The 18,156-nt window shown below is 60.8% G+C and carries 23 protein-coding genes; 10 read left to right on the forward strand and 13 right to left on the reverse strand.

The genetic code is table 11. From position 1 onward, the window contains the following. Positions 1–163: 163 nt before the first annotated feature. The 10 genes from LJD17_RS13015 to LJD17_RS13060 form a co-directional block, all read right to left on the reverse strand. A complete protein-coding gene (locus LJD17_RS13015; protein ID WP_227384788.1) occupies positions 164–1,345 on the reverse strand; it encodes an NnrS family protein in 1,182 nt (393 codons plus the stop codon). Continuing rightward, the gene (ccoG, locus tag LJD17_RS13020) at positions 1,345–2,790 is read right to left on the reverse strand and encodes a cytochrome c oxidase accessory protein CcoG (RefSeq protein ID WP_227384610.1); all 1,446 of its coding nucleotides are present in this window, start codon (positions 2,788–2,790) and stop codon (positions 1,345–1,347) included. The genes LJD17_RS13015 and ccoG overlap by 1 nt, the downstream gene beginning before the upstream one ends. Before the next feature lie 72 nt (positions 2,791–2,862). Further along, on the reverse strand, positions 2,863–3,318 hold the full coding sequence (locus LJD17_RS13025; RefSeq protein WP_227384611.1) for a pseudoazurin: 456 nt from the start codon (positions 3,316–3,318) through the stop codon (positions 2,863–2,865). Positions 3,319–3,515: 197 nt separating this feature from the next. Next, on the reverse strand, positions 3,516–4,244 hold the full coding sequence (locus tag LJD17_RS13030) for a Crp/Fnr family transcriptional regulator (protein ID WP_227384612.1): 729 nt from the start codon (positions 4,242–4,244) through the stop codon (positions 3,516–3,518). A gap of 235 nt (positions 4,245–4,479) precedes the next feature. Then, positions 4,480–4,701, reverse strand: a complete 222-nt coding sequence (locus LJD17_RS13035; protein ID WP_227384613.1) for a hypothetical protein — start codon at positions 4,699–4,701, stop codon at positions 4,480–4,482. A 214-nt stretch (positions 4,702–4,915) separates the two neighbouring features. Then, entirely contained in the window at positions 4,916–6,208 is a 1,293-nt protein-coding gene (locus LJD17_RS13040; protein ID WP_227384614.1) for an MFS transporter, read from the reverse strand. Between the two features lie 60 nt (positions 6,209–6,268). After that, positions 6,269–6,727 carry a cytochrome c maturation protein CcmE gene (gene ccmE / locus LJD17_RS13045; protein WP_227384615.1) on the reverse strand — a complete coding sequence of 153 codons (459 nt, stop codon included), beginning with the start codon at positions 6,725–6,727 and terminating at the stop codon, positions 6,269–6,271. An 89-nt stretch (positions 6,728–6,816) separates the two neighbouring features. After that, positions 6,817–7,233: a YbaN family protein gene (locus LJD17_RS13050; protein WP_227384616.1), complete on the reverse strand. Its 417-nt coding sequence runs from the start codon at positions 7,231–7,233 to the stop codon at positions 6,817–6,819. 84 nt (positions 7,234–7,317) lie between these two features. Then, positions 7,318–7,539 carry a hypothetical protein gene (locus LJD17_RS13055; protein ID WP_227384617.1) on the reverse strand — a complete coding sequence of 74 codons (222 nt, stop codon included), beginning with the start codon at positions 7,537–7,539 and terminating at the stop codon, positions 7,318–7,320. A gap of 121 nt (positions 7,540–7,660) precedes the next feature. Beyond that, positions 7,661–7,912: a DUF1858 domain-containing protein gene (locus LJD17_RS13060; protein ID WP_227384618.1), complete on the reverse strand. Its 252-nt coding sequence runs from the start codon at positions 7,910–7,912 to the stop codon at positions 7,661–7,663. Between the two features lie 320 nt (positions 7,913–8,232). Here LJD17_RS13060 and LJD17_RS13065 point away from each other — a divergent pair, with 320 nt between their 5' ends. Both LJD17_RS13065 and LJD17_RS13070 read left to right on the forward strand, forming a co-directional pair. Further along, positions 8,233–8,478, forward strand: a complete 246-nt coding sequence (locus LJD17_RS13065; protein ID WP_227384619.1) for a DUF2249 domain-containing protein — start codon at positions 8,233–8,235, stop codon at positions 8,476–8,478. Between the two features lie 47 nt (positions 8,479–8,525). Then, positions 8,526–9,218, forward strand: a complete 693-nt coding sequence (locus tag LJD17_RS13070; RefSeq protein WP_227384620.1) for an NnrU family protein — start codon at positions 8,526–8,528, stop codon at positions 9,216–9,218. 30 nt (positions 9,219–9,248) lie between these two features. Here the strand turns inward: LJD17_RS13070 and LJD17_RS13075 are convergent, their stop codons facing one another. Next, on the reverse strand, positions 9,249–9,404 hold the full coding sequence (locus LJD17_RS13075) for a hypothetical protein (protein ID WP_227384621.1): 156 nt from the start codon (positions 9,402–9,404) through the stop codon (positions 9,249–9,251). A 134-nt stretch (positions 9,405–9,538) separates the two neighbouring features. On the opposite strand from LJD17_RS13075, the gene LJD17_RS13080 reads away from it, so the two are divergent. The 6 genes from LJD17_RS13080 (at position 9,539) to LJD17_RS13105 (ending at position 15,227) form a co-directional block, all read left to right on the forward strand. Next, a complete protein-coding gene (locus tag LJD17_RS13080) occupies positions 9,539–10,105 on the forward strand; it encodes a cytochrome c oxidase subunit 3 family protein (protein ID WP_227384622.1) in 567 nt (188 codons plus the stop codon). A 4-nt stretch (positions 10,106–10,109) separates the two neighbouring features. After that, positions 10,110–10,385 (forward strand): cytochrome C oxidase subunit IV family protein, encoded by a 276-nt coding sequence (locus LJD17_RS13085; protein WP_227384623.1) that lies wholly within the window; start codon positions 10,110–10,112, stop codon positions 10,383–10,385. 221 nt (positions 10,386–10,606) lie between these two features. Beyond that, on the forward strand, positions 10,607–11,059 hold the full coding sequence (locus tag LJD17_RS13090) for a c-type cytochrome (RefSeq protein WP_227384624.1): 453 nt from the start codon (positions 10,607–10,609) through the stop codon (positions 11,057–11,059). A gap of 16 nt (positions 11,060–11,075) precedes the next feature. Further along, positions 11,076–12,422: a cbb3-type cytochrome c oxidase subunit I gene (locus LJD17_RS13095; protein ID WP_227384625.1), complete on the forward strand. Its 1,347-nt coding sequence runs from the start codon at positions 11,076–11,078 to the stop codon at positions 12,420–12,422. A gap of 67 nt (positions 12,423–12,489) precedes the next feature. Beyond that, complete coding sequence (locus tag LJD17_RS13100) at positions 12,490–13,302, forward strand: CbbQ/NirQ/NorQ/GpvN family protein (protein WP_227384626.1); 813 nt, start codon at positions 12,490–12,492, stop codon at positions 13,300–13,302. A gap of 14 nt (positions 13,303–13,316) precedes the next feature. Continuing rightward, positions 13,317–15,227 (forward strand): nitric oxide reductase activation protein NorD, encoded by a 1,911-nt coding sequence (locus LJD17_RS13105; RefSeq protein WP_227384627.1) that lies wholly within the window; start codon positions 13,317–13,319, stop codon positions 15,225–15,227. A gap of 26 nt (positions 15,228–15,253) precedes the next feature. Here the strand turns inward: LJD17_RS13105 and LJD17_RS13110 are convergent, their stop codons facing one another. Then, positions 15,254–15,688, reverse strand: coding sequence for a group III truncated hemoglobin (locus LJD17_RS13110; protein ID WP_227384628.1), 435 nt, complete (start codon positions 15,686–15,688; stop codon positions 15,254–15,256). Between the two features lie 86 nt (positions 15,689–15,774). Here LJD17_RS13110 and LJD17_RS13115 point away from each other — a divergent pair, with 86 nt between their 5' ends. Both LJD17_RS13115 and LJD17_RS13120 read left to right on the forward strand, forming a co-directional pair. Further along, positions 15,775–16,245 carry an RrF2 family transcriptional regulator gene (locus tag LJD17_RS13115; RefSeq protein ID WP_227384629.1) on the forward strand — a complete coding sequence of 157 codons (471 nt, stop codon included), beginning with the start codon at positions 15,775–15,777 and terminating at the stop codon, positions 16,243–16,245. 28 nt (positions 16,246–16,273) lie between these two features. Then, entirely contained in the window at positions 16,274–16,513 is a 240-nt protein-coding gene (locus LJD17_RS13120) for a hypothetical protein (protein ID WP_227384630.1), read from the forward strand. Between the two features lie 100 nt (positions 16,514–16,613). Here LJD17_RS13120 and hemN read toward each other — a convergent pair whose 3' ends face one another. Beyond that, the gene (gene hemN, locus LJD17_RS13125) at positions 16,614–17,966 is read right to left on the reverse strand and encodes an oxygen-independent coproporphyrinogen III oxidase (protein WP_227384631.1); all 1,353 of its coding nucleotides are present in this window, start codon (positions 17,964–17,966) and stop codon (positions 16,614–16,616) included. Positions 17,967–18,156 lie beyond the last annotated feature (190 nt).

Raw genomic sequence — 18,156 nt, forward strand, 5'->3', positions numbered from 1 at the left:
GGGAAGGACCAAGACGAGAACCGGGCCCTTCTTAGCGCATTCTGCGTTGGAGGCAAGGCTGAGGCTGTCCGGCTCCGACGGATGCTTGTCGTGCGGCCCCTCGTCCATGCTTCAGATAACTCCACCTAGGGCGGCGTCTTTCCCGCCCGTATGGGAAGCAGGATCACGAGGCCATCCGGGGACGGGTGAAGACCCGCCAGTAGGAGATGGCGAAGCCAACGAAGGCTCCGGCCCAGGCCAGGCCCGCGACATGAAGAAGCGGGGTGGTCCAAGCAGGATGGATGGCGGCGCAAACGCGTGCGAGGGCGCCGACCACGAGCAGGAAATACAGCCCCTGTATGGTCGCCGACGCGACCAGCGCCCGGCCCGTGTGCCCGAGGCTGGCTCGGGACATCACGGCGAGCGTCATGACTCCCATCGCCCCTCCGGACCAGGCGTGAATTCCAGCGGCAGCTGGCAGAAGGCTCAAGGATGCAAGCCCCGTCAGGATAAAGCCGAGCGGGACAAACGCGTAGGCGATATGCAGGATCAGGACCAGACGGTCGCGCCAGGTGCGCTCCCCTGCCCAGCGTGCGAGCCGCGCCCCTTGGAGCACACCGGCTGCCATCAGAGCCGCTCCGGTCCCATTCCATTCAGGCGCAGCGATCCAGGCCACAAGGGCCACGCCTGCGGCGGCCATACTGACCACATCAAAGGGACCAAACGGTGCCGGCAGACGTCCAGGGTTTTCGCGGACGAGCCAATTACGGGTGAAACTGGGAATGATGCGCCCGCCGATCAGCATGATCAGCATCATGGTGGCGGCGATCCCGAAGCGGATGCCGTAGTCGGCAGCACCGAAAAAATGTGCCTCGATATGGAAGAGAAGGTTACCGACAACAAGGAAGCCGAGAGCGATAAGGACCTTGAGGTTGCGCCAGTTCTTTCCTTTGATGATCTCGCGGGCCATGGCGGCGGCAACAAGAAGCAAGAAGGCGCTATCGATGATCGTCGCAGATCCCCATCCGATCCAGGCAGAGGTCGTGACGGCGATCCGACCGACAACCCAGAGCAGGACGAGGACGAGCAGCGGTTTCCCTTGAAGCGGCATGCGTCCGGTCCAGTTGGGGACCGCTGTCAGCAGGAAGCCCGTGATCACCGCCGGGAGGAACCCATAAAGCATCTCATGGATGTGCCAATCCCGGGGAGCAAAGGCTGTCGACAGTTCCAGTTCCCCGTAAAACATCGGCAGCCATGCAAGAATGGCCAAACCGGCATAAAGGGAGCCGAACAGAAAGAACGGCCTGAAGCCATAGGACAGGAGCGCGGGCCCCTTATAGTCCCGAAGGCGGGGAATCGGAGCCATCATGGGCCTCCTTCAACAGGGATGAAAGCATCCTGCGCCGCCACCGTCCTGCCGGATTCGAGATCCGTCGCGGTCACGGTGATGGCTCGCCAATCGTTCGCGGAGGCGGAAACGAGGACACGAAGTTCGCGTGTGGCATCGGGGGCAACAGCGACCGTTGCATCATCGCCGATGACCTCAATGGAGGACTCCCGCAGACCAGACACCTCAAGCCGGAAATCGCGCTCCACATCAGCCTTGTTGTAAAGCCGAACCGTGTAGCCGTTCCGAACGCGGCCGTCCGACAGCCGCACCGCGACTGGGTTGCGATCGTGAATGACCGAAATCTTGGCATCGCTGCGCAGAGAGAGGCTCACTCCCATCACCGCCATCAGCGCGACGATGGACAGGCCCAGAGCCACGGTCTTCGGCCGCACGACACGCCGGCGCGGCGGTTCCTTGCGATGAGCCCGCTCGATATTTGTCCAAGCCTCATAGTCTATGAGACCGCGTGGACGGTCGAGCTTCGTCATCACGGAATCGCAGGCATCGACACACAGACCACAGTTGATACAAGCGAAATTCGGACCTTCTCGGATATCGATGCCGATCGGGCAAACGTTCACGCATTGCAGGCAGTCGACGCAGTCGCCCGCAGGCTCGCCCTTTGCCCTGAGGTCAGCAGCCTTCTTGGCCGAGGCGCGTGGCTCACCGCGATAATCGCGGTAGTTGACGGTCAGGGCTTCAGGATCCCAGATCGCTCCCTGCAAGCGAGGCCACGGGCACATCCAAGTGCAGACCTGCTCACGTGCAAAGCCCGCGAGGGTGTAGGTGGTGGAGGTTAGAATGCCGACCCACGCATAAGAGAGGACAGACGCCCTCCCCGTCGCCAACTCGACGAGAAGCGTCGGAGCATCGGCGAAGTAGAGCACAAAAGCGCCCCCCGTCACCATGCCGATCAGAATCCAGACCGTGTGCTTGAAACCAATCTCCAGTACGCGCCTCGAGGTCAGGGGCGCGCCACGTTTCTTCAGCCGCTCTCTCCGGTCGCCCTCGACCCAGCGTTCAACGAGAAGAAACATGTCGGTCCAAACGGTCTGAGGGCAGAAATAACCGCACCAGACTCGTCCCGCGACGGCATTGAGCCAAATGAGGATCAATGTGGCTAGGATCAAAAGGCCCGTGAGGTAATAGACCTCCTGCGGCCAGATCTCGACGAAAAAGAAATAAAGACGCCCCCGCTCGAAATCGAGGAGAACAGCTTGGTCGGGTTGACCCGGACCTCTTGCCCAGCGGACGAACGGCAGCACGTAGTAGATGGTCAGACAAACGATCAGCGCGATCCACTTGAGGCGCCGGTAGCGGCCTGACACGGATTGCGGAACGACCTTCTCGGCAATCACTCCGCGCTTGGGCTTGCGCAGATGAGCACGTTCAGGTTTGAAGCTGATGTCGAGCGTCGCCATCGGACACCTTGGAAAAAAGATGCCGCCGCGATTAAAATGTCGCGACGGCCTGGAGCATTCTGGCCTTTGGCATTACTGCGCGGCAGCCTTGGTCGTCCCGAGCTTGTCGAAGAGATTGGTGAAGGCCTGCTTGGCCTTGCCGGGATGGGTTGCCGCTTTCGCCTGATCAATGTTGGTCGGCTCGCCGACTATCACCATGCCGACCATGCCCATGCCATAATGCGGCTTGCACTTGAAACCATAGACGCCGGCCGTGTCGAAAGTGACCGCGATCTCCTCGTTGACCTTGCCGACAAAAGCTTTTCCGCCGGCAGGCATCATCGTCTCGATGCTCTCGACATTGTGGCCCTTGTCCGCCGCGACGAACTTGACCGTGTCACCTGGATTGACCTTCACAAGCGCCGGCTCAAATACCATGACGCCCTCGGTGCCCTTGTTGAGCATCTTCACTTCGACCTCAGCTGCGTCCGCAGCGCCCGCGAATCCGAGAGCCGCCACAAGAGCACCGAGCACGATTACCTTCCGCATGATCTTTCTCCTTACGGGGTGTATTCCGACGAGCCTCAGGAACGGCTCTTGAGGAGATGTCATACGCTTCGTTAGGCGGGATCTGTTTGATTTGGCGCAAGGAGTCGCAATTTTCCGAAAAACACTTTTTTTGCGACGCCGTCCCTTTCAGGAAATTCCTCATCCGATCAGGCGTCCAGGCCCCACGGATCGGATCGTCACCGCCCTGCAGATCGGCGATGGCTTCGCCTGGACTTAGGTCCCGAAGCAGTGTCCTGGTAGAGCACCTTGGCCACGGCCTCGACATCGGCGATCACCAAGCGGCGTCTGGAACGTTTGATCTGGCGCTGGGTCTCCCAGGCACGAAGGGTTCGGCTCACCGTGGGCAGGGTGCTGCCGATCAGGTCGGCCAGATCCTGGCGGCTCACGGGGAACGGAATTTCGACCCCTTCATCGGTCTGCAATCCGAAAACATCGATGAGCTTGAGAATGGCGCGCGCCAGACGATGCTCGACAGGTTCGTTCGAGAGATCCCGCAAACGGCCTTCCATTTCACGCAGACGCGCCTCAAGGTCTCCGATGACATTGAGCGCCACCTGCGGATACCTGTCGATGAAGGTCCTGACATACTGCGAGGGCCATTGCAGCTCCACGCACTCGATAACCGCCACGGCATTAGTGGGATAGAACTTGTCGAGCAGAGCGGGACTGCCGAAAACTTCGCCGGGCCTGACATATTTGACGATCACCTGGGCGCCGCTGGGCGTGGCTTGAACCAGTTTGGCCGCTCCTGAGGCGAGCACATGCACTGCGCGAGCGGGATGTCCCGCCGTGAAGAGCAGCTCGTCAGCATGCACGATGCGGCGTTGCGCCTGACCAAGCAGGTCCTCAGCAACACTCGGCTCAAGGCCTTGAAGCAGTCCTATCGTGATTGCATCATCGGACATGCGGCTTCCTTCCCCAGACGCGCGCTCACTCGGCGCAGGCGTATCACCCAACCACGGCGATGGTTCGGCATCTGGTGGATTAATCACGAGCATCAATGGACACATCCGATTCAAAAGCCGCTAATCCGCGTCATGAAGGCTCGGCGAGCGCCTGGTATGCGACGTTCCCTAAGGACTGCAGGCAGCGAGACTGCCGATCGGAAAAGAATGCAGGGTCGAGTGTCTGGCTCGGTGGTCAAGTCTCCCCTGGTCTTGGGATAGCACCGGCCATATCTGGATCTCCCTGAACACGACGCCGTGCTGCCATGAGTCCGATCCCGATCGGAAGCACGACCATCGCTCCAAGAAACGCCAGCCCTGCGGTGAAGGCCATCAGGGCCATTCCTCCCAGGAGCGCAGCGGCGGCGGCCCCGTGGCCCAGATAGCGCAGAAGAGGATTGTCGGTGAAAGATGTCATTGGCGACCTCCGAGGCGATATCGCGCCTTGTCGCATGGCCACTGGCGTGCAGCTTTGCGGCACGTCAAACAAAAGGGTTTTTCTTGAATGTCACGGCTCGGCCACATCTCTGCCTGCCGTTCGAGCGGGCTTCGCTCCGCGAGCACCGGTTGAGAACATGCAAGAGTGTTGCAGCTTCCGATCACCCTGCCGGAAACTCATGATTCGATCCCCGTCAGGCACGGTGCCGGGCCAGCAACGACCCATCGTTCAGGCCCCGCGGCATTCGGGAAGCTGTCTTTCTTCCAATGGGCTTTCGCCCAAGTGCGGCAGGCGCAACGGCTACAAGCGCCACCAGGAGGAGAAGTGCGGCGACGAAGAACGGGGCACCCCAGGCGAGGGCCGGACCGGGCTGCGATACACCTGCGGCAAAGCTTGCGGTGAACAGGATAGGGCCGGCAAGGCCGCTCACCCCCCGCAAACTGCTGAGCGCGCCCTGCAGCCGTCCCTGTTCCGATGCCGCGATCCGCTGCGTCATGAGGCTTTGCGCGGCAGGGCCGAACAGCCCCCACAGCGCAGCCATGGGGATGGCCAGCCAGATCCAGCCGTCGCTTGGAGCAAAACCGAAGAGCAGAACACCGATAATGCCGCAGCAAAGGCCTGCTGCCATCGTTGATCGCTCACCAAGACGCGGGACGACTCGGCGCACGAGTCCGCCCTGAACCGCGGCGGAGGCAACGCCGACTGTTGCAAGGGCAAGGCCGATGGTAACCTGGTCCCAGCCATAGCGATGGCCAGCATAGAGCACGAATACCGCCGGGAAGACCTCGTGGGCCAAGTTGGACAGGAACATCACCGAAGCGACGCGGAATACATCCGGACTCGACCGCAACAGCTGCAGGGCGGCCACAGGATTCGCCTTGCGCCACGTGAAGGGCGTCCGCTGGTCTTGCGGCAGCGATTCCGGAAGGACGAAGATGCCATAAATTGCATTGGCCAAGCACAGTCCGGTGGCTACCCAAAACGGGAGACGCAGGTCGATGGCGCCGAGCATGCCGCCAAGCGCCGGTCCCGCAATGAAGCCGAAGGCGAATGCTGCACCGATGGCGCCGAATCCGGCGGCGCGGCGATCTGAATCGGTCACGTCGGCCACATAGGCGAAGGCCGTTGTGAAACTGGACGACGCCCAACCACTGACAGCGCGGCCGAGCAGGAGCCAGCCCACGCTGGGAGCGACCGCCATAAGCAGATAATCGAGCCCAAGGGCGACGTTGGACAACAGGATGACAGGGCGGCGCCCGACCGCATCGGACAATGCACCCATGACAGGCGCACCGAAAAACTGGGCCACAGCCCAGGTGAGACCAAAAAGACCGTAAACCTGTGCGGCACTGACGACTTGCCCACCCAGGAAATTCTGGATCAGGCGCGGCAAGACCGGAATGATCACGCCAAAGGCCAAAAGATCGAGTGCGACGGTGACGACCACGAAGGAGAGGGTCGCGCGGCGAAGACGTTGGACTTTCATGGAAGTGATCTCGGAGCTTTCAACAACGGGAATGGGATGCGCGTCCTGCAGATGCGGATGCTACTGCGATCCGGTCGCCGAAGGACCTTCGCCCTGCCAGTGGCCCTGCTTTTTGAGGGCGTCCGCCACCTCTCGAGGCATGTAGTTCTCATCGTGCTTGGCGAGCACCGCGTCGGCCTTGAAGATTCCGGCAGCATCGAGCACGCCTTCGGCCACAACCCCTTGGCCTTCACGGAACAGGTCGGGCAAAAGCCCTCGGTATTGCACGCTTACAACCCCGTTCGCATCTGCGACCCTGAAGGCAATAGTCTGATCCCCGCCGCGGTGGACCGACGCCTCTTGCACGAGCCCGCCCAAGCGGAAGCGCGTGCCCGGGGCAACGCCGTTGGCCTGGATCTCACTGGGCGTGCGAAAAAACACGATGGTGTCACGCATGGCAAAGGACACGAGGCCCAGCGCGGCGGCGAATATGGTCAGCCCGGTTCCGATGAGGGTCAGGCGCCGTTGCTTACGGGTCATTTTTCACGTCTCCAGGCTCGCAACCAGGCCTTCTGTAGCATTGCGTCGCCGCCGGGAAATTGATCGAGCGCAAGTTGTCTGCCTGTCTGTTACTTCTGCGATGCATGAAGGCCATGGAGTTCGGCTTCAGTGGAACTCGCTTGGCGTGTTGCCATCGGTCGAGGCCGGGTGATCAGGTAGAGCGCGATACCGCCCATCAGAAGCCCGACGGTTAGATGCAGAAACCTGCTATCCGTCGACCATAGGACCGTCGCATAAGAGAGGCAGATGGTCCCGACGGCCACGGTCTTGGCCTGAAGCGATATGCTCCCCGTGTCGCGCCAGTTCGTGAGGAGGGGCCCAATACGGGGGTGATCATAGAGCCGCTTTGCCCGCTCGGGATCGGAACGAGCGAAGCACCCGACAGCCACGATCAAAAAGGGAGTTGTTGGCAGAAGGGGAAGGAAAAGGCCGAGCACGGCCAGCGCCATGCTCCCGTATCCGAGACAGAGATACGGTTTCCTCATGAGAACAGATCTCCTCGTGTCAACTCACTGTAGGGAGTGCTCCTGCCCGTGACGCCTTGGGACTGACCCGCCATTGGAGCCCGGTCATGAGTCGAGCCAAACGCCCTGCCCCATGCAATTTGGCGGCAATTGCTCCTGGTCGAGACCTCGGCGACACTGGCCACCTTCCATACATTCCAGGCACCCGAGGACCATCCCGCGAATCCGGTCCCCAGCTTCATCTCCCGTGGCCCCCTTGAGACCACTGGCCTCCACTCCGGCATCGCCAAGCTTGTTGGGCTGCTCGTCCGCTTCGTCAAAACCCATGAACCTCTCCTGTCACCTTGCAAGGATCCATGCTTTGACGGAACGGCGCATTGATTTGCCTCAATCACCTGTCCGATCAAACGAAATTCCTGGTTCTGCGGCATTTTATAGAATTTATTCCTCAACCAGCTCCGATCCAACGGACTTTCCTCTCCCCCGGCTTCGAAGGATCCGGCTCTCCGTCAACGGCCTCCTGCAGGTCCGCCAGGAACTTTGCCCGATCCGCGCCATGTTCGCGACAGGCGTCATCGATCGTATGGAAGCAGGCTATGGGACACCCGACGCACCGCATTTTGTGGTTCAGGAACACGCGGATAGTCATGGGCCATCGTCGCATGATCTCGTCGACAAGCTGGGTGGATTCGATCCTCATCACAGCCTCCAGGCGGCATTCTCGTTGCATTGTCTGAAAATAGCAGACACTTTGCCGGCGCTCTTTGCGCAGCAACAAGAACCAGGTGCGCGGGCCGATCATTGATGTTTTTGTTTGACGCAGAGCAAAGAAGCTGCGGCCTCCGACAGCCAAGGTCAGGGTGCCGATACGAAAAGACGAGGCTCCCTTTGCGGCCGTCTGCTCCTGTTCACCACTCGCACGCATCGGCGTCCAATCCATCAGGATCTGCCCGACATCCTGAACCTCATCGCCGCCTGCGGCCAAGCCTATCCCGGCCGCGCATCAAGGAATGCTGTCCGATGTGCAGTTGCAATGTTACCGAGACCGTTATCGACGTCCGCCAGATCATGCCGAGGATGCGGCATAGCCTGATCTTCAGCGCTTTCGATCAACTGACCCCCGGCGAGGCTTTCCTGCTCGTCAACGATCATGATCCACGGCCCTTGTTCTATCAGTTCAATATTCAACGGCCGGGGGCATTCGGCTGGGACTACGAAGAGGAAGGTCCCGAACTCTGGCGAGTCCGCATCAGCCGCGCGGCCTGAGGAACCAAAGAGCCGCCGGCCCATCATCGCTCAGAAAGACTTTGAGTATGATCGAGTTCTACCTGGCTTTGGCTGCCTTCCTGGGAGCACACCTGATACCGGCCAGCCGCGGGCTGAGAGCCCACTTGATCGCACTGATGGGCCGGACGGTCTACATGACCGCCTATTCCGTTTTGTCCCTTGTTCTGTTGGGTTGGCTGATCACGGCCGCTCAACGCGCGGAAACCGTGTGGCTCTGGGACCCGGCCCCATGGCAATGGCACGTCCCGCTTGTGACAATGCCGGTGGCAACGTTCTTCCTGGTTGCCGGCCTTATGACCGCCAACCCTCTCTCGATCTCCATTCGCAACGGCTGCAAGCCCGGCCCTGTCACGGCCATCACGCGACACCCGGTTCTATGGGCGTTTCTGATTTGGGCAATGGCCCATATTCCGCCGAACGGCACAGGAGTTGCGCTCCTGCTGTTTGGGGCGATGATCCTGTTTTCCCTGCTCGGATTCGTGCTGCTCGACCTCAAAGCGTATAAGCGCCTCGGTCCAAAGCGTTGGCGGGAGCTATCAGCCGGAACCTCCATCCTTCCCTTCGCAGCCCTTCTCTCGGGAAGAGTTCGGTGGCGCTCATTATGCCCGCTCGCTCTGCCGGCTCTGATTGCTCTTGCCCTTTATGTCTGGTTCGTGCTGCAGGGCCATGCACTTCTCATCGGTCCGGATCCCCTCGCTGGCCTTAAGGCACTTCGATAGCCCTCGTGGCTTGAGGATAGCCTTGGCGCTCTACTGAGTGAGGAAAAGGCTGACAGCGATCACGATCGACAGGGTCACGGCCGCGATAGTGCCGGTCGGGCGCAGCACCCCCATTCGATACAGCATCACCGCGAAAATGATGATGAGGGGGGTCGCCATCACCAAACCAACTTGTGCATCGCTCATCGGCGCTCTCCGGTTTTCGAATCCAGCCCCTCTATGGCCGAGAACGCTGGGGATTTGTTTGAGCCACCGCAACGAAAAGTACGGTCGCGACCGATACGAGGCTTCATCAGCCAACCCGTCAGAGCGGAAAAGTAATGGACCTTGCACAAGAAGATCGCCCTTGGGGCGCTCTCTCGGACCTGCCCGGACACCCGATGATGTGGGTGCTCATTCTAACCGAAGTCGTGACCTTCGGCCTCCTGTTCGTCACATTCGCAGTCACGCGCGCCGTTCATCCGGATCTGTTCGCCGCCGGCCAGGCGCAGCTCGATCCGGCCCTTGGCGGCATCAACACGCTTGTGCTGATCACCAGTGGCTGGCTCGCCGCCTTGGCGGTCGAGAGCCGGGCTGGAGGACGCCGGACAACGGCGCGGCTACAGCTTGGCGGCGCCATGGCGCTCGGAGCCGTCTTCATCACCATCAAGCTCGCCGAGTATATCGCCAAGGGCCAAGCCGGGATCGGCATTGAGACCGACACGTTTTTCACGCTCTACTTTTTGCTGACCGGGTTTCATCTTCTTCACGTGGTGCTGGGCATCGCCATCCTGGCGGCCGTCGCCTTCTCGGACAGCGTTGAAAATCTGAAGACCGGCACGGCCTTCTGGCACATGGTCGATCTCGTCTGGGTCGTGATGTACCCGCTTATCTACCTGGTTGGATAATGACATGTCCCGGAATACCGCTCGGCAAATCACGCAGGCTTGGGGCATCCTCGTTCTGCTGACTGTTCTCAGCCTCGCCGCAAGCCATTCCGGACTCGGCAGCCTTGCGGTCAACGGCCTGATTCTCGCCGCCGTTTTCGCCAAGGGCCGCTGGATGCTGATGGACTTCCTCAAGCTGCGCAGCGTTCCGAGCGGCTGGCAGGTTCTGTTCCTTTGCTGGCTCGGACTGATCACCCTCATCGCCTGGGGCGCCACCGCTTTTCCCGTGCTGCATGGCTGAAAGGCCATTCTTTGCCAGGCTTGCTCCAGAGCAAAGAGCAGTTTCGCGGCACCTGTCATCAGAGTGAAGCGCACCATCCGGTGCCTGACACAAACCAAGGCACGTTGGCATGTCCGACCCCGCTTCCTCAGCCATCCATTCATGGAAACCGCCATGACGTCCACGCGTCTGCGGCATGAGCCGCACCTGTCATCCACTGCCACAACAGAAAGGATAGCGTGATGGCTGAAGTCCTCACCAAATCCGCGGCGAGAAACGTGTTCTACGGGGGCTCGTTCTTCTTCTTCGCCATTTTCGTGGGCCTGACGGCCCACAGCCACTACTACATGAACACCACGTCGACCGACGTTTCCACTCTCTCGACCTCCGTCGCGCGGGGCAAGCACGTCTGGGAGAAAAACGCCTGCATCAACTGCCACTCGATCCTCGGCGAAGGAGCGTACTTCGCTCCTGAGCTCGGCAATGTGTGGGACCGTTGGGGCGGCAAGGAGGACCCGGCGACGGCCCGCGAGATGCTGAAGGCCTGGATGGCCGCGCAGCCCTCCGGCATCGAAGGGCGCCGGCAGATGCCTCAGTTCAATCTCACCGACCAGGAACTCAACGACCTCGCCGACTTCCTGGAATGGACCAGCCGCATCAAGACCCAGAACTGGCCTCCGAACAAAGCTGGCTGAGATCAGGATCCTCATCATGAAATATCAAACACAAAAGGTCGCTCTGCTCTATTTCTATGGAGCGTTGGCCCTGTTTCTCGCTCAGGTCCTGTTCGGCGTCCTAGCCGGCACGATCTATGTCCTGCCCAACACCCTGTCCGAGCTTCTGCCCTTCAACATCGTCCGGATGATTCACACCAACGCGCTGATCGTGTGGCTCCTCATCGGGTTCATGGGCGCAACCTACTACCTGATTCCGGAAGAAACGGAGAACGAGCTCTTCAGCCCGTTTCTCGCCAAACTGCAATTCTGGATGTTCTTCATCGCTGCCGGAATCGCGGTCGTCGGATACATGTTCAAGATTCACGAAGGACGTGAATTCCTGGAGCAGCCCTTCATCATCAAGGTCGGCATCGTCGTCGTCTGCCTGATGTTCCTGTTCAACATCACCATGACGGTGCTCAAGGGCCGCAAGACGGTGGTCACCAACATCCTTCTCTTCGGCTTGTGGGGTGTGGCGATCTTCTTCCTGTTCTCCTTCTACAACCCATCGAATCTTGCCGTGGACAAAATGTACTGGTGGTACATCGTCCATCTGTGGGTCGAGGGGGTGTGGGAGCTGATCATGGCGTCCGTCCTCGCCTTCCTGATGATCAAGCTCAACGGCATTGACCGCGAGGTCGTGGAGAAGTGGCTCTACGTCATCGTCGGCATGGCGCTGTTCTCGGGCATCCTTGGCACGGGCCACCATTTCTATTGGATCGGCGCGCCCGGCTACTGGCAGTGGATCGGTTCGCTCTTCTCCACGCTCGAGGTCGCGCCGTTCTTCACCATGGTTATCTTCACCGTGCAGATGACATGGAAAGCAGGCCGCCGTCACCCGAACCGGGCTGCGCTCCTCTGGTCCATCGGCTGCTCGGTGATGGCCTTCTTCGGCGCAGGCGTCTGGGGCTTCCTGCACACCTTGTCGTCGGTGAACTACTACACCCACGGCACGCAGGTTACCGCTGCACACGGCCACCTCGCCTTCTTCGGCGCCTACGTGATGCTCAACCTTGCCGTGATGGCCTATGCCATGCCGCAGGTTCTCGGCCGCGCTCCCTACAATCAGATGCTGAGCATCGTCAGCTTCTGGATCATGTGCACGGCGATGTCGGTGATGACGTTCGCCCTCACCTTCGCGGGAATCCTTCAGGTCCACCTGCAGCGCGTGCTTGGCCAGTCCTACATGGAAGTCCAGGACCAGCTCGCCCTGTTCTACTGGATCCGTCTCGGCTCGGGCGTGTTCGTGCTGATCTCCGCGTTGATGTTTTTCTACGCAGTGCTGGTGCCCGGACGTGAGAACGCACCGCGCGTGACCCAACGGCTGCAGCCTGCCGAATAAGCCTGATGGGGTGGCCGCACGCGGCCACCCCGCTCCCGGCGCATCTCTTAATTGAAGGACTTTCCCGATGAAACCTCTTCTGCAAGCAGCCCCCGAACCGGCCGTTGAGCTTCCCTATTATGTCCCTGCCAGAAACGAATGCGATCTCTTTGAGCTCGCTTGGCGCAAACGCCTGCCTCTTCTCCTGAAAGGGCCGACCGGCTGCGGCAAGACTCGGTTCGTCGCCCATATGGCAGCCAGGCTCGACCTGCCGCTCTACACCGTATCCTGCCACGACGATCTGACCGCCGCCGACCTTACCGGCCGCTATCTTCTGAAGGGCGGCGATACCGTCTGGGCAGACGGTCCCCTCACCCGCGCCGTGCGCGAAGGCGGTATCTGCTATCTCGACGAGATCGTGGAGGCGCGCAAGGATGTGACCGTCGTGCTCCATCCGCTGACCGACGATCGGCGCATCCTCCCGCTCGACCGCACGGGAGAGGAGCTCCAGGCGCCCGACGCCTTCATGCTGGTGGTGTCCTACAATCCGGGCTACCAGACACTGCTCAAATCGCTGAAGCCCTCGACCCGCCAACGCTTTCTCGCGATCGAATTCGACTTCCTCCCCTTGGATCACGAGCTCGCCGTCGTTGCGGCCGAGAGCGGCCTGCCCGCCAATGAGGTCCGCCCGCTTCTCGTGCTGGCGAGACGCCTGCGTGCGCTCAAGGGACAGGATTTGGAGGAAGGCGTTTCGACACGGCTTCTGGTCTATTGCGCATCCCTGATCGCTGCGGGAGTTTCTCCCGAAGAAGCTGTGACGGCTTCCATGATCGAGCCTCTTACCGACGACATCGATGTCAAGAAAGCACTTGTCGAAGTAGCCCGCGCCACCTTGGGCTGACTCGGAGATCCGCCATGCTCGACTTCCTGGAGCTTGAAGAAACCGTTGGTCAATTCTGGCACCGTCTCGTCGGTCGCGCGGCCACCTACCCGCGATACCCCGAGCTTGGCGTCTCCCTTGATGAAGTCCGCGGATATCTGGCCGTGTTCTTCCGCGGACTCGGCGGCGAGGCCGGAGTTCAGCTGGCCGGCACCGCGAGCCGCGCTTCCGCCCACCGTCTGAATTTCCTTCAACGGCTCGGTGTCACCGAGGAGCGCCTGGAGCAGGCGGGCCGGGATACCGCCACTCTGTTCCTACCGCCTCGGATCGAGCTGTTTCCGTCGAGCGTCCTCAATCGCTCGCTGTACTTGTGGCTTGCGGCCTATTTTGCCCATGTCCCCGTAAAGCCCATCCTCGAGGCCGATCCGCTGCGTCGAGACATCCTTGTTCTCAGAAGAGTGCAGGAGACCGTCGCAGCGGTTTTGACGGAATGCCCCGGTTTGTCCGACATCTACCGGGAGCTTTGCGCTGCAATGATTGAGGTGCGACCGAAACGTCCGCTGCCGGCTGCGGAAAGCAGGATCGAGCAGATCGTGCTTTCGCTGCTGGACGACGAAAACGCGACGCCGCCTCCGCTTTGGAACAGCGATATCGGCGATCCGGCTTTCCCTGACGTCGCCCCTGCTGGCTACCAGCCCTTCCTGCCCGTTCCATTGTGGGGCGATACATGGGCCCGGGTGGGTGAGGCGCCGAACCGCAGCGATGAGCCTGCTGGCCCAAGCAACCTTGCCGCGTCGGATACCCGGAAGCGTTTCGCCGCCCAGCGCGAAGCCGATCAATCCCAGCGCAGGGATCCGTTCATACTCAACAGGTTCGAGAAGATCCTGGCCATGGCGGAGATGGTCAACGTCAATCGTCCGTCCGATGATGACGACGACGAGAATGCCGAGAAGGCCCTGGATGAGATGGAGGAAATTCCACTCTCGCAGCATAAGGGCAAGCCGGCCACCAAGCTCAAGTTCGACCTCGATCTGCCTCCCGAAGCTGTCGACGCCACGTCTCTTACGGCTGATCTCACTTACCCGGAGTGGGACTACACGCGCAAAGCCTATCTGCCGAAGCAATGCCGGGTGCTCGCGGCCCGGGCGTCGGAGCAGGGAGAGCTCTGGGAGACGGACGACGAAACACGGCGCCGCATCCGTCGCGTACGCCGCCAGTTCGAGGCGCTGCGCCCAAAGCACGAGATTCTCCGGGCCCAACCCGATGGCGAGGAGCTCGACATCGACGCCCTGGTCCGGGCGCGAAGCGACCTGTTGTCAGGTGGATCCGGCTCGGACCGCGTCCATCTTGCAAGCAAGCGACAAGCCCATGATCTGGCGGTGACGCTGCTGGTCGACGTGTCCCTGTCGACGGATGCGTGGGTGGACAACCGGCGCGTGCTGGATGTGGAGAAGGAAGCCCTCCTCGTACTGGCGCATGGATTGGCGGCCTGTGGAGACTCCTATTCCATTATGACCTTCACATCCCGTCGCCGCTCCTGGGTGCGGGTGGAAACCGTGAAGGAGTTCGACGAGCCTATGAGCCAGACTGTCGTACGCCGCATCGGAGCGCTGAAGCCCGGTTACTATACGCGCATCGGCGCCGGCGTCCGCCATGCCACAGCAAAACTTGCGGAGCGTCCGAATCGACAGAAGCTCTTGCTGGTGCTTACGGACGGCAAGCCGAACGACGTCGATTATTACGAAGGTCGTTTCGGCATCGAGGATACGCGACGCGCCGTCATGGAAGCCCATCGGGAAGGCGTCACCGTCTTTGGAGTAACGGTGGATCGTGAAGCGCAGTCGTACTTTCCCACGCTCTTCGGGCGAGGCGGCTATGCCATCGTCGGCCAGGTAGCGAAACTTCCCGCTGCCCTGCCGGCCATCTACCGCCAACTCGTCCGATAGATTGCGCGCGCCAGACGATCCTTAGCTCAGTCGCAGGCGCCGTTGGTGGCGGGGCGGCTGGGCAGATGCAAGGCCTTTGGGCCGATGTTGAGGCCGATCTGCAGGCTATCGGCAATGCGCTGGGCCCGGTCGAGAAAGAACTCGGCGATATCGGGTTCGCAGACCTCACGTGCGGTTGCTTCGAAGAGAGCAAGCCAGCGCCCGAAATGGCCTTCTACCAGCGCCATGCCCCTATGAGCCTGCTGCGGCTTGCCCTGGTACCGTCCGGTCCGCAAGGCGATTGACGACCAGAAGTCGACCATGATCGCGAGATGTTCGCTCCAGCGATGCGCGAGAGCCTGCCTGAAAATCGGACCCAGTATCTCATCCTGCAGAACACGACCGTAGAACGTCTCCACAAGGCGCCGGATCATATCCTCGGTGACGCCTTTTGCCGGTTCGATCATGGAAATTGCGGTCATTGCACCCGTCAAGAAAAATGCTTCCTGAATGCCTCTTTGCATAGTCCGCAAAAGATGTATTGTAAATGCTTCTTTTAGGAGTTCCAATGAGGCTGACATTCCATACGGACTTCGCACTACGGCTGCTGATGAGCCTCGCGGTGATCGAGGAACGCCTCGTCACCATTGAGGAACTTGCGACACGGCATGGGCTGTCACGCAATCATCTCATGAAGGTCGCACAGACCCTGGTCAGCCTCGGTTACGTCACGGGCGTCCGCGGACGGTCCGGGGGGCTGAAGCTTGCCAAACCGGCTTCGACGATTCGCATGGGAGAGGTTGTTCGCGCCCTCGAGGACGATACGCGCCTGGTGGAGTGCCTGGGCAACGGACCAGCCACCTGCATCCTGAGCGGGGCCTGCATGCTCACCCGCTCCATGAACCGCGCCATGGAAGCCTTCTTCGCTTCGCTCGATGAAGTGACTCTGGCCGATATGGTCGCACCGCGAGTTGCTCTTCGCCAGCGTCTCGGGATCGACGTCCGGAACGACAGACGCGATTTTGCCGCCACTGCTTGAAATCACCCTACGGAAGGAGACAACAGCCATGTCAATGAAAGCGATCCTGACCACCCTGCTCCTGGTCGCAGCAGGGCCCGCCTCCGCCGAATGTGTCTACAAGAATGCCTACAACCATCTCACCAACGAATACATCACCATTCCGGTCTCCTGCCCTTCGGTGACGACCAGTCAGAATCCGAAATATCGCAGTTGGCACGAGTGCCCGATTCACGAAGAGCGCAACGCCAAGACAGGCGACGTCTACCAGGTGCGGACTTGCGCCTGATCAATCGCGCGCCGAGGAACCGATCTCGTCACTCCAAAGCAGGGTATGGCAATCGCACGGCAGCCGGGCTTGAGCCGGCTCCCGTGGGCGTCATCGCGGATCAAACCGCGCGGCTATGTGTCCTGCCCGATTGGCCGAGATAGGCATCGAACGCGGAAGCGACGCTTCGTACGAGGAAACGCGTGTCCTCATTCACGGACAAGACATTGCCGTCGAGCCGGATAATGCCGTCCCCTTCCAACATCCGCAAACGCGGGATGGATTGCAGGATGGTCTCCGGCTTCACGCCGTGGCGACCGCAGATCTGCGCCACATCGACTTGGAAGTCGCACATGACACGCTCGATCAGGTCTGCCCGCAGGCGATCGTCCGGAGTAAGCGCATAACCTTTCACGGTGGCGAACTCGCCACGCGAGATCCGTTCGGCATAACGTCCCAGCACCACTTCGTTCTGTAGGTATCCTTGAGTAAGCCGCCCGATCGCTGAAGCTCCGAATCCGATGAGCACATCGCTCGGATCGGTCGTGTAGCCCTGGAAGTTCCGGTGCAGGACGCCGTCGATCTGAGCCCTCACCATGGAGTCTTCCGGCAACGCATAATGATCGAGGCCGATTCTGCGGTAGCCGGCATCCATCAAGGCTTCGGCGATGGCTTCCGCCTGCTCGTAGCGTGCCACGCCATCCGGCAGCGCGGCCTCGTCGATCTTGCGCTGGTGCTTTTTGAATGATGGGACGTGCGCATAACCGAAAACCGAGAAGCGCTCGGGGCGAAGCTCGATACTCTTGCGCACCGTGTCGATGCAGGACTCCACCGTCTGGTTCGGAAGTCCGTATATGAGATCGAAGTTCACGCCGCGCACTCCCGCGGCCCTCAAACCCTCCGTCGCCCGTGCCGTCTGCTCGAAGCTCTGAATGCGATTGATCGCGCGCTGGACCACCGGATCGAAACTCTGCACACCAAGACTGGCGCGGGTCACGCCCGCCTCACCGAGCGTTGCCGTCATGGCGCGCGTCAAGGTGCGTGGATCGATCTCGACGGCAACCTCGGCTCCCGCATCGAGCGAGAATTTTTGCCGCATCAGTTGGACAAGGTCCATGAACTCGGCAGGTTGCATGATCGTTGGCGTGCCGCCCCCGAAATGAATATGGCGCACAGGCAAGGGCCCGGTCAGGCGCTCTGCGACGAGTCCGATTTCCCGGCGGAGAACATCCAGGTAATCGACAATCGGCGCGTCCCGTTGCGTAATCGTGGTGTGACAACCGCAGTACCAGCACATGGAGCGGCAGAACGGCACATGAAGATAAAGCGAAGCGGTCGTTCCACCCGGCAGGGAGGTCAGCCATTCGTCATAGGAATGGGGGCCGACGGTGTCGGAGAACTGCGGCGCGGTGGGATAGCTCGTGTAGCGGGGGAGCCGCTCTTCACCATACCGCGCTCTCAAATCGTCTCTCATGGCGTCATTCCTTGCATGCGGCGGCGCCCCTCCGGGAGGAATTCCGCTCTTCATGCGAGAGTGAGTACAGGAAATCCCAGGTGGCCTCCTTGCGCTGAATCAATGTCATGTCATTACGCGTGACGCTGGGTCGGCCGCCTCATCCGAAGCCGACCTGCCTCAGGATTCTGGCCGAAACTCTCCGGCCGGC

It is taken from the genome of Microvirga rosea (assembly GCF_020595095.1).
In the GTDB taxonomy this organism is placed as follows: Bacteria; Pseudomonadota; Alphaproteobacteria; order Rhizobiales; family Beijerinckiaceae; genus Microvirga; species Microvirga rosea.

Excerpts from the sequence above, each read along its gene's own strand:
- LJD17_RS13015 (WP_227384788.1), bottom strand. The coding sequence starts at position 1,345 with ATGGCTCCGATTCCCCGCCTTCGGGACTATAAGGGGCCCGCGCTCCTG.
- ccoG (WP_227384610.1), bottom strand. The coding sequence starts at position 2,790 with ATGGCGACGCTCGACATCAGCTTCAAACCTGAACGTGCTCATCTGCGC.
- LJD17_RS13025 (WP_227384611.1), bottom strand. The coding sequence starts at position 3,318 with ATGCGGAAGGTAATCGTGCTCGGTGCTCTTGTGGCGGCTCTCGGATTC.
- LJD17_RS13030 (WP_227384612.1), bottom strand. The coding sequence starts at position 4,244 with ATGTCCGATGATGCAATCACGATAGGACTGCTTCAAGGCCTTGAGCCG.
- LJD17_RS13035 (WP_227384613.1), bottom strand. The coding sequence starts at position 4,701 with ATGACATCTTTCACCGACAATCCTCTTCTGCGCTATCTGGGCCACGGG.
- LJD17_RS13040 (WP_227384614.1), bottom strand. The coding sequence starts at position 6,208 with ATGAAAGTCCAACGTCTTCGCCGCGCGACCCTCTCCTTCGTGGTCGTC.
- ccmE (WP_227384615.1), bottom strand. The coding sequence starts at position 6,727 with ATGACCCGTAAGCAACGGCGCCTGACCCTCATCGGAACCGGGCTGACC.
- LJD17_RS13050 (WP_227384616.1), bottom strand. The coding sequence starts at position 7,233 with ATGAGGAAACCGTATCTCTGTCTCGGATACGGGAGCATGGCGCTGGCC.
- LJD17_RS13055 (WP_227384617.1), bottom strand. The coding sequence starts at position 7,539 with ATGGGTTTTGACGAAGCGGACGAGCAGCCCAACAAGCTTGGCGATGCC.
- LJD17_RS13060 (WP_227384618.1), bottom strand. The coding sequence starts at position 7,912 with ATGAGGATCGAATCCACCCAGCTTGTCGACGAGATCATGCGACGATGG.
- LJD17_RS13065 (WP_227384619.1), top strand. The coding sequence starts at position 8,233 with ATGTGCAGTTGCAATGTTACCGAGACCGTTATCGACGTCCGCCAGATC.
- LJD17_RS13070 (WP_227384620.1), top strand. The coding sequence starts at position 8,526 with ATGATCGAGTTCTACCTGGCTTTGGCTGCCTTCCTGGGAGCACACCTG.
- LJD17_RS13075 (WP_227384621.1), bottom strand. The coding sequence starts at position 9,404 with ATGAGCGATGCACAAGTTGGTTTGGTGATGGCGACCCCCCTCATCATC.
- LJD17_RS13080 (WP_227384622.1), top strand. The coding sequence starts at position 9,539 with ATGGACCTTGCACAAGAAGATCGCCCTTGGGGCGCTCTCTCGGACCTG.
- LJD17_RS13085 (WP_227384623.1), top strand. The coding sequence starts at position 10,110 with ATGTCCCGGAATACCGCTCGGCAAATCACGCAGGCTTGGGGCATCCTC.
- LJD17_RS13090 (WP_227384624.1), top strand. The coding sequence starts at position 10,607 with ATGGCTGAAGTCCTCACCAAATCCGCGGCGAGAAACGTGTTCTACGGG.
- LJD17_RS13095 (WP_227384625.1), top strand. The coding sequence starts at position 11,076 with ATGAAATATCAAACACAAAAGGTCGCTCTGCTCTATTTCTATGGAGCG.
- LJD17_RS13100 (WP_227384626.1), top strand. The coding sequence starts at position 12,490 with ATGAAACCTCTTCTGCAAGCAGCCCCCGAACCGGCCGTTGAGCTTCCC.
- LJD17_RS13105 (WP_227384627.1), top strand. The coding sequence starts at position 13,317 with ATGCTCGACTTCCTGGAGCTTGAAGAAACCGTTGGTCAATTCTGGCAC.
- LJD17_RS13110 (WP_227384628.1), bottom strand. The coding sequence starts at position 15,688 with ATGACCGCAATTTCCATGATCGAACCGGCAAAAGGCGTCACCGAGGAT.
- LJD17_RS13115 (WP_227384629.1), top strand. The coding sequence starts at position 15,775 with ATGAGGCTGACATTCCATACGGACTTCGCACTACGGCTGCTGATGAGC.
- LJD17_RS13120 (WP_227384630.1), top strand. The coding sequence starts at position 16,274 with ATGTCAATGAAAGCGATCCTGACCACCCTGCTCCTGGTCGCAGCAGGG.
- hemN (WP_227384631.1), bottom strand. The coding sequence starts at position 17,966 with ATGAGAGACGATTTGAGAGCGCGGTATGGTGAAGAGCGGCTCCCCCGC.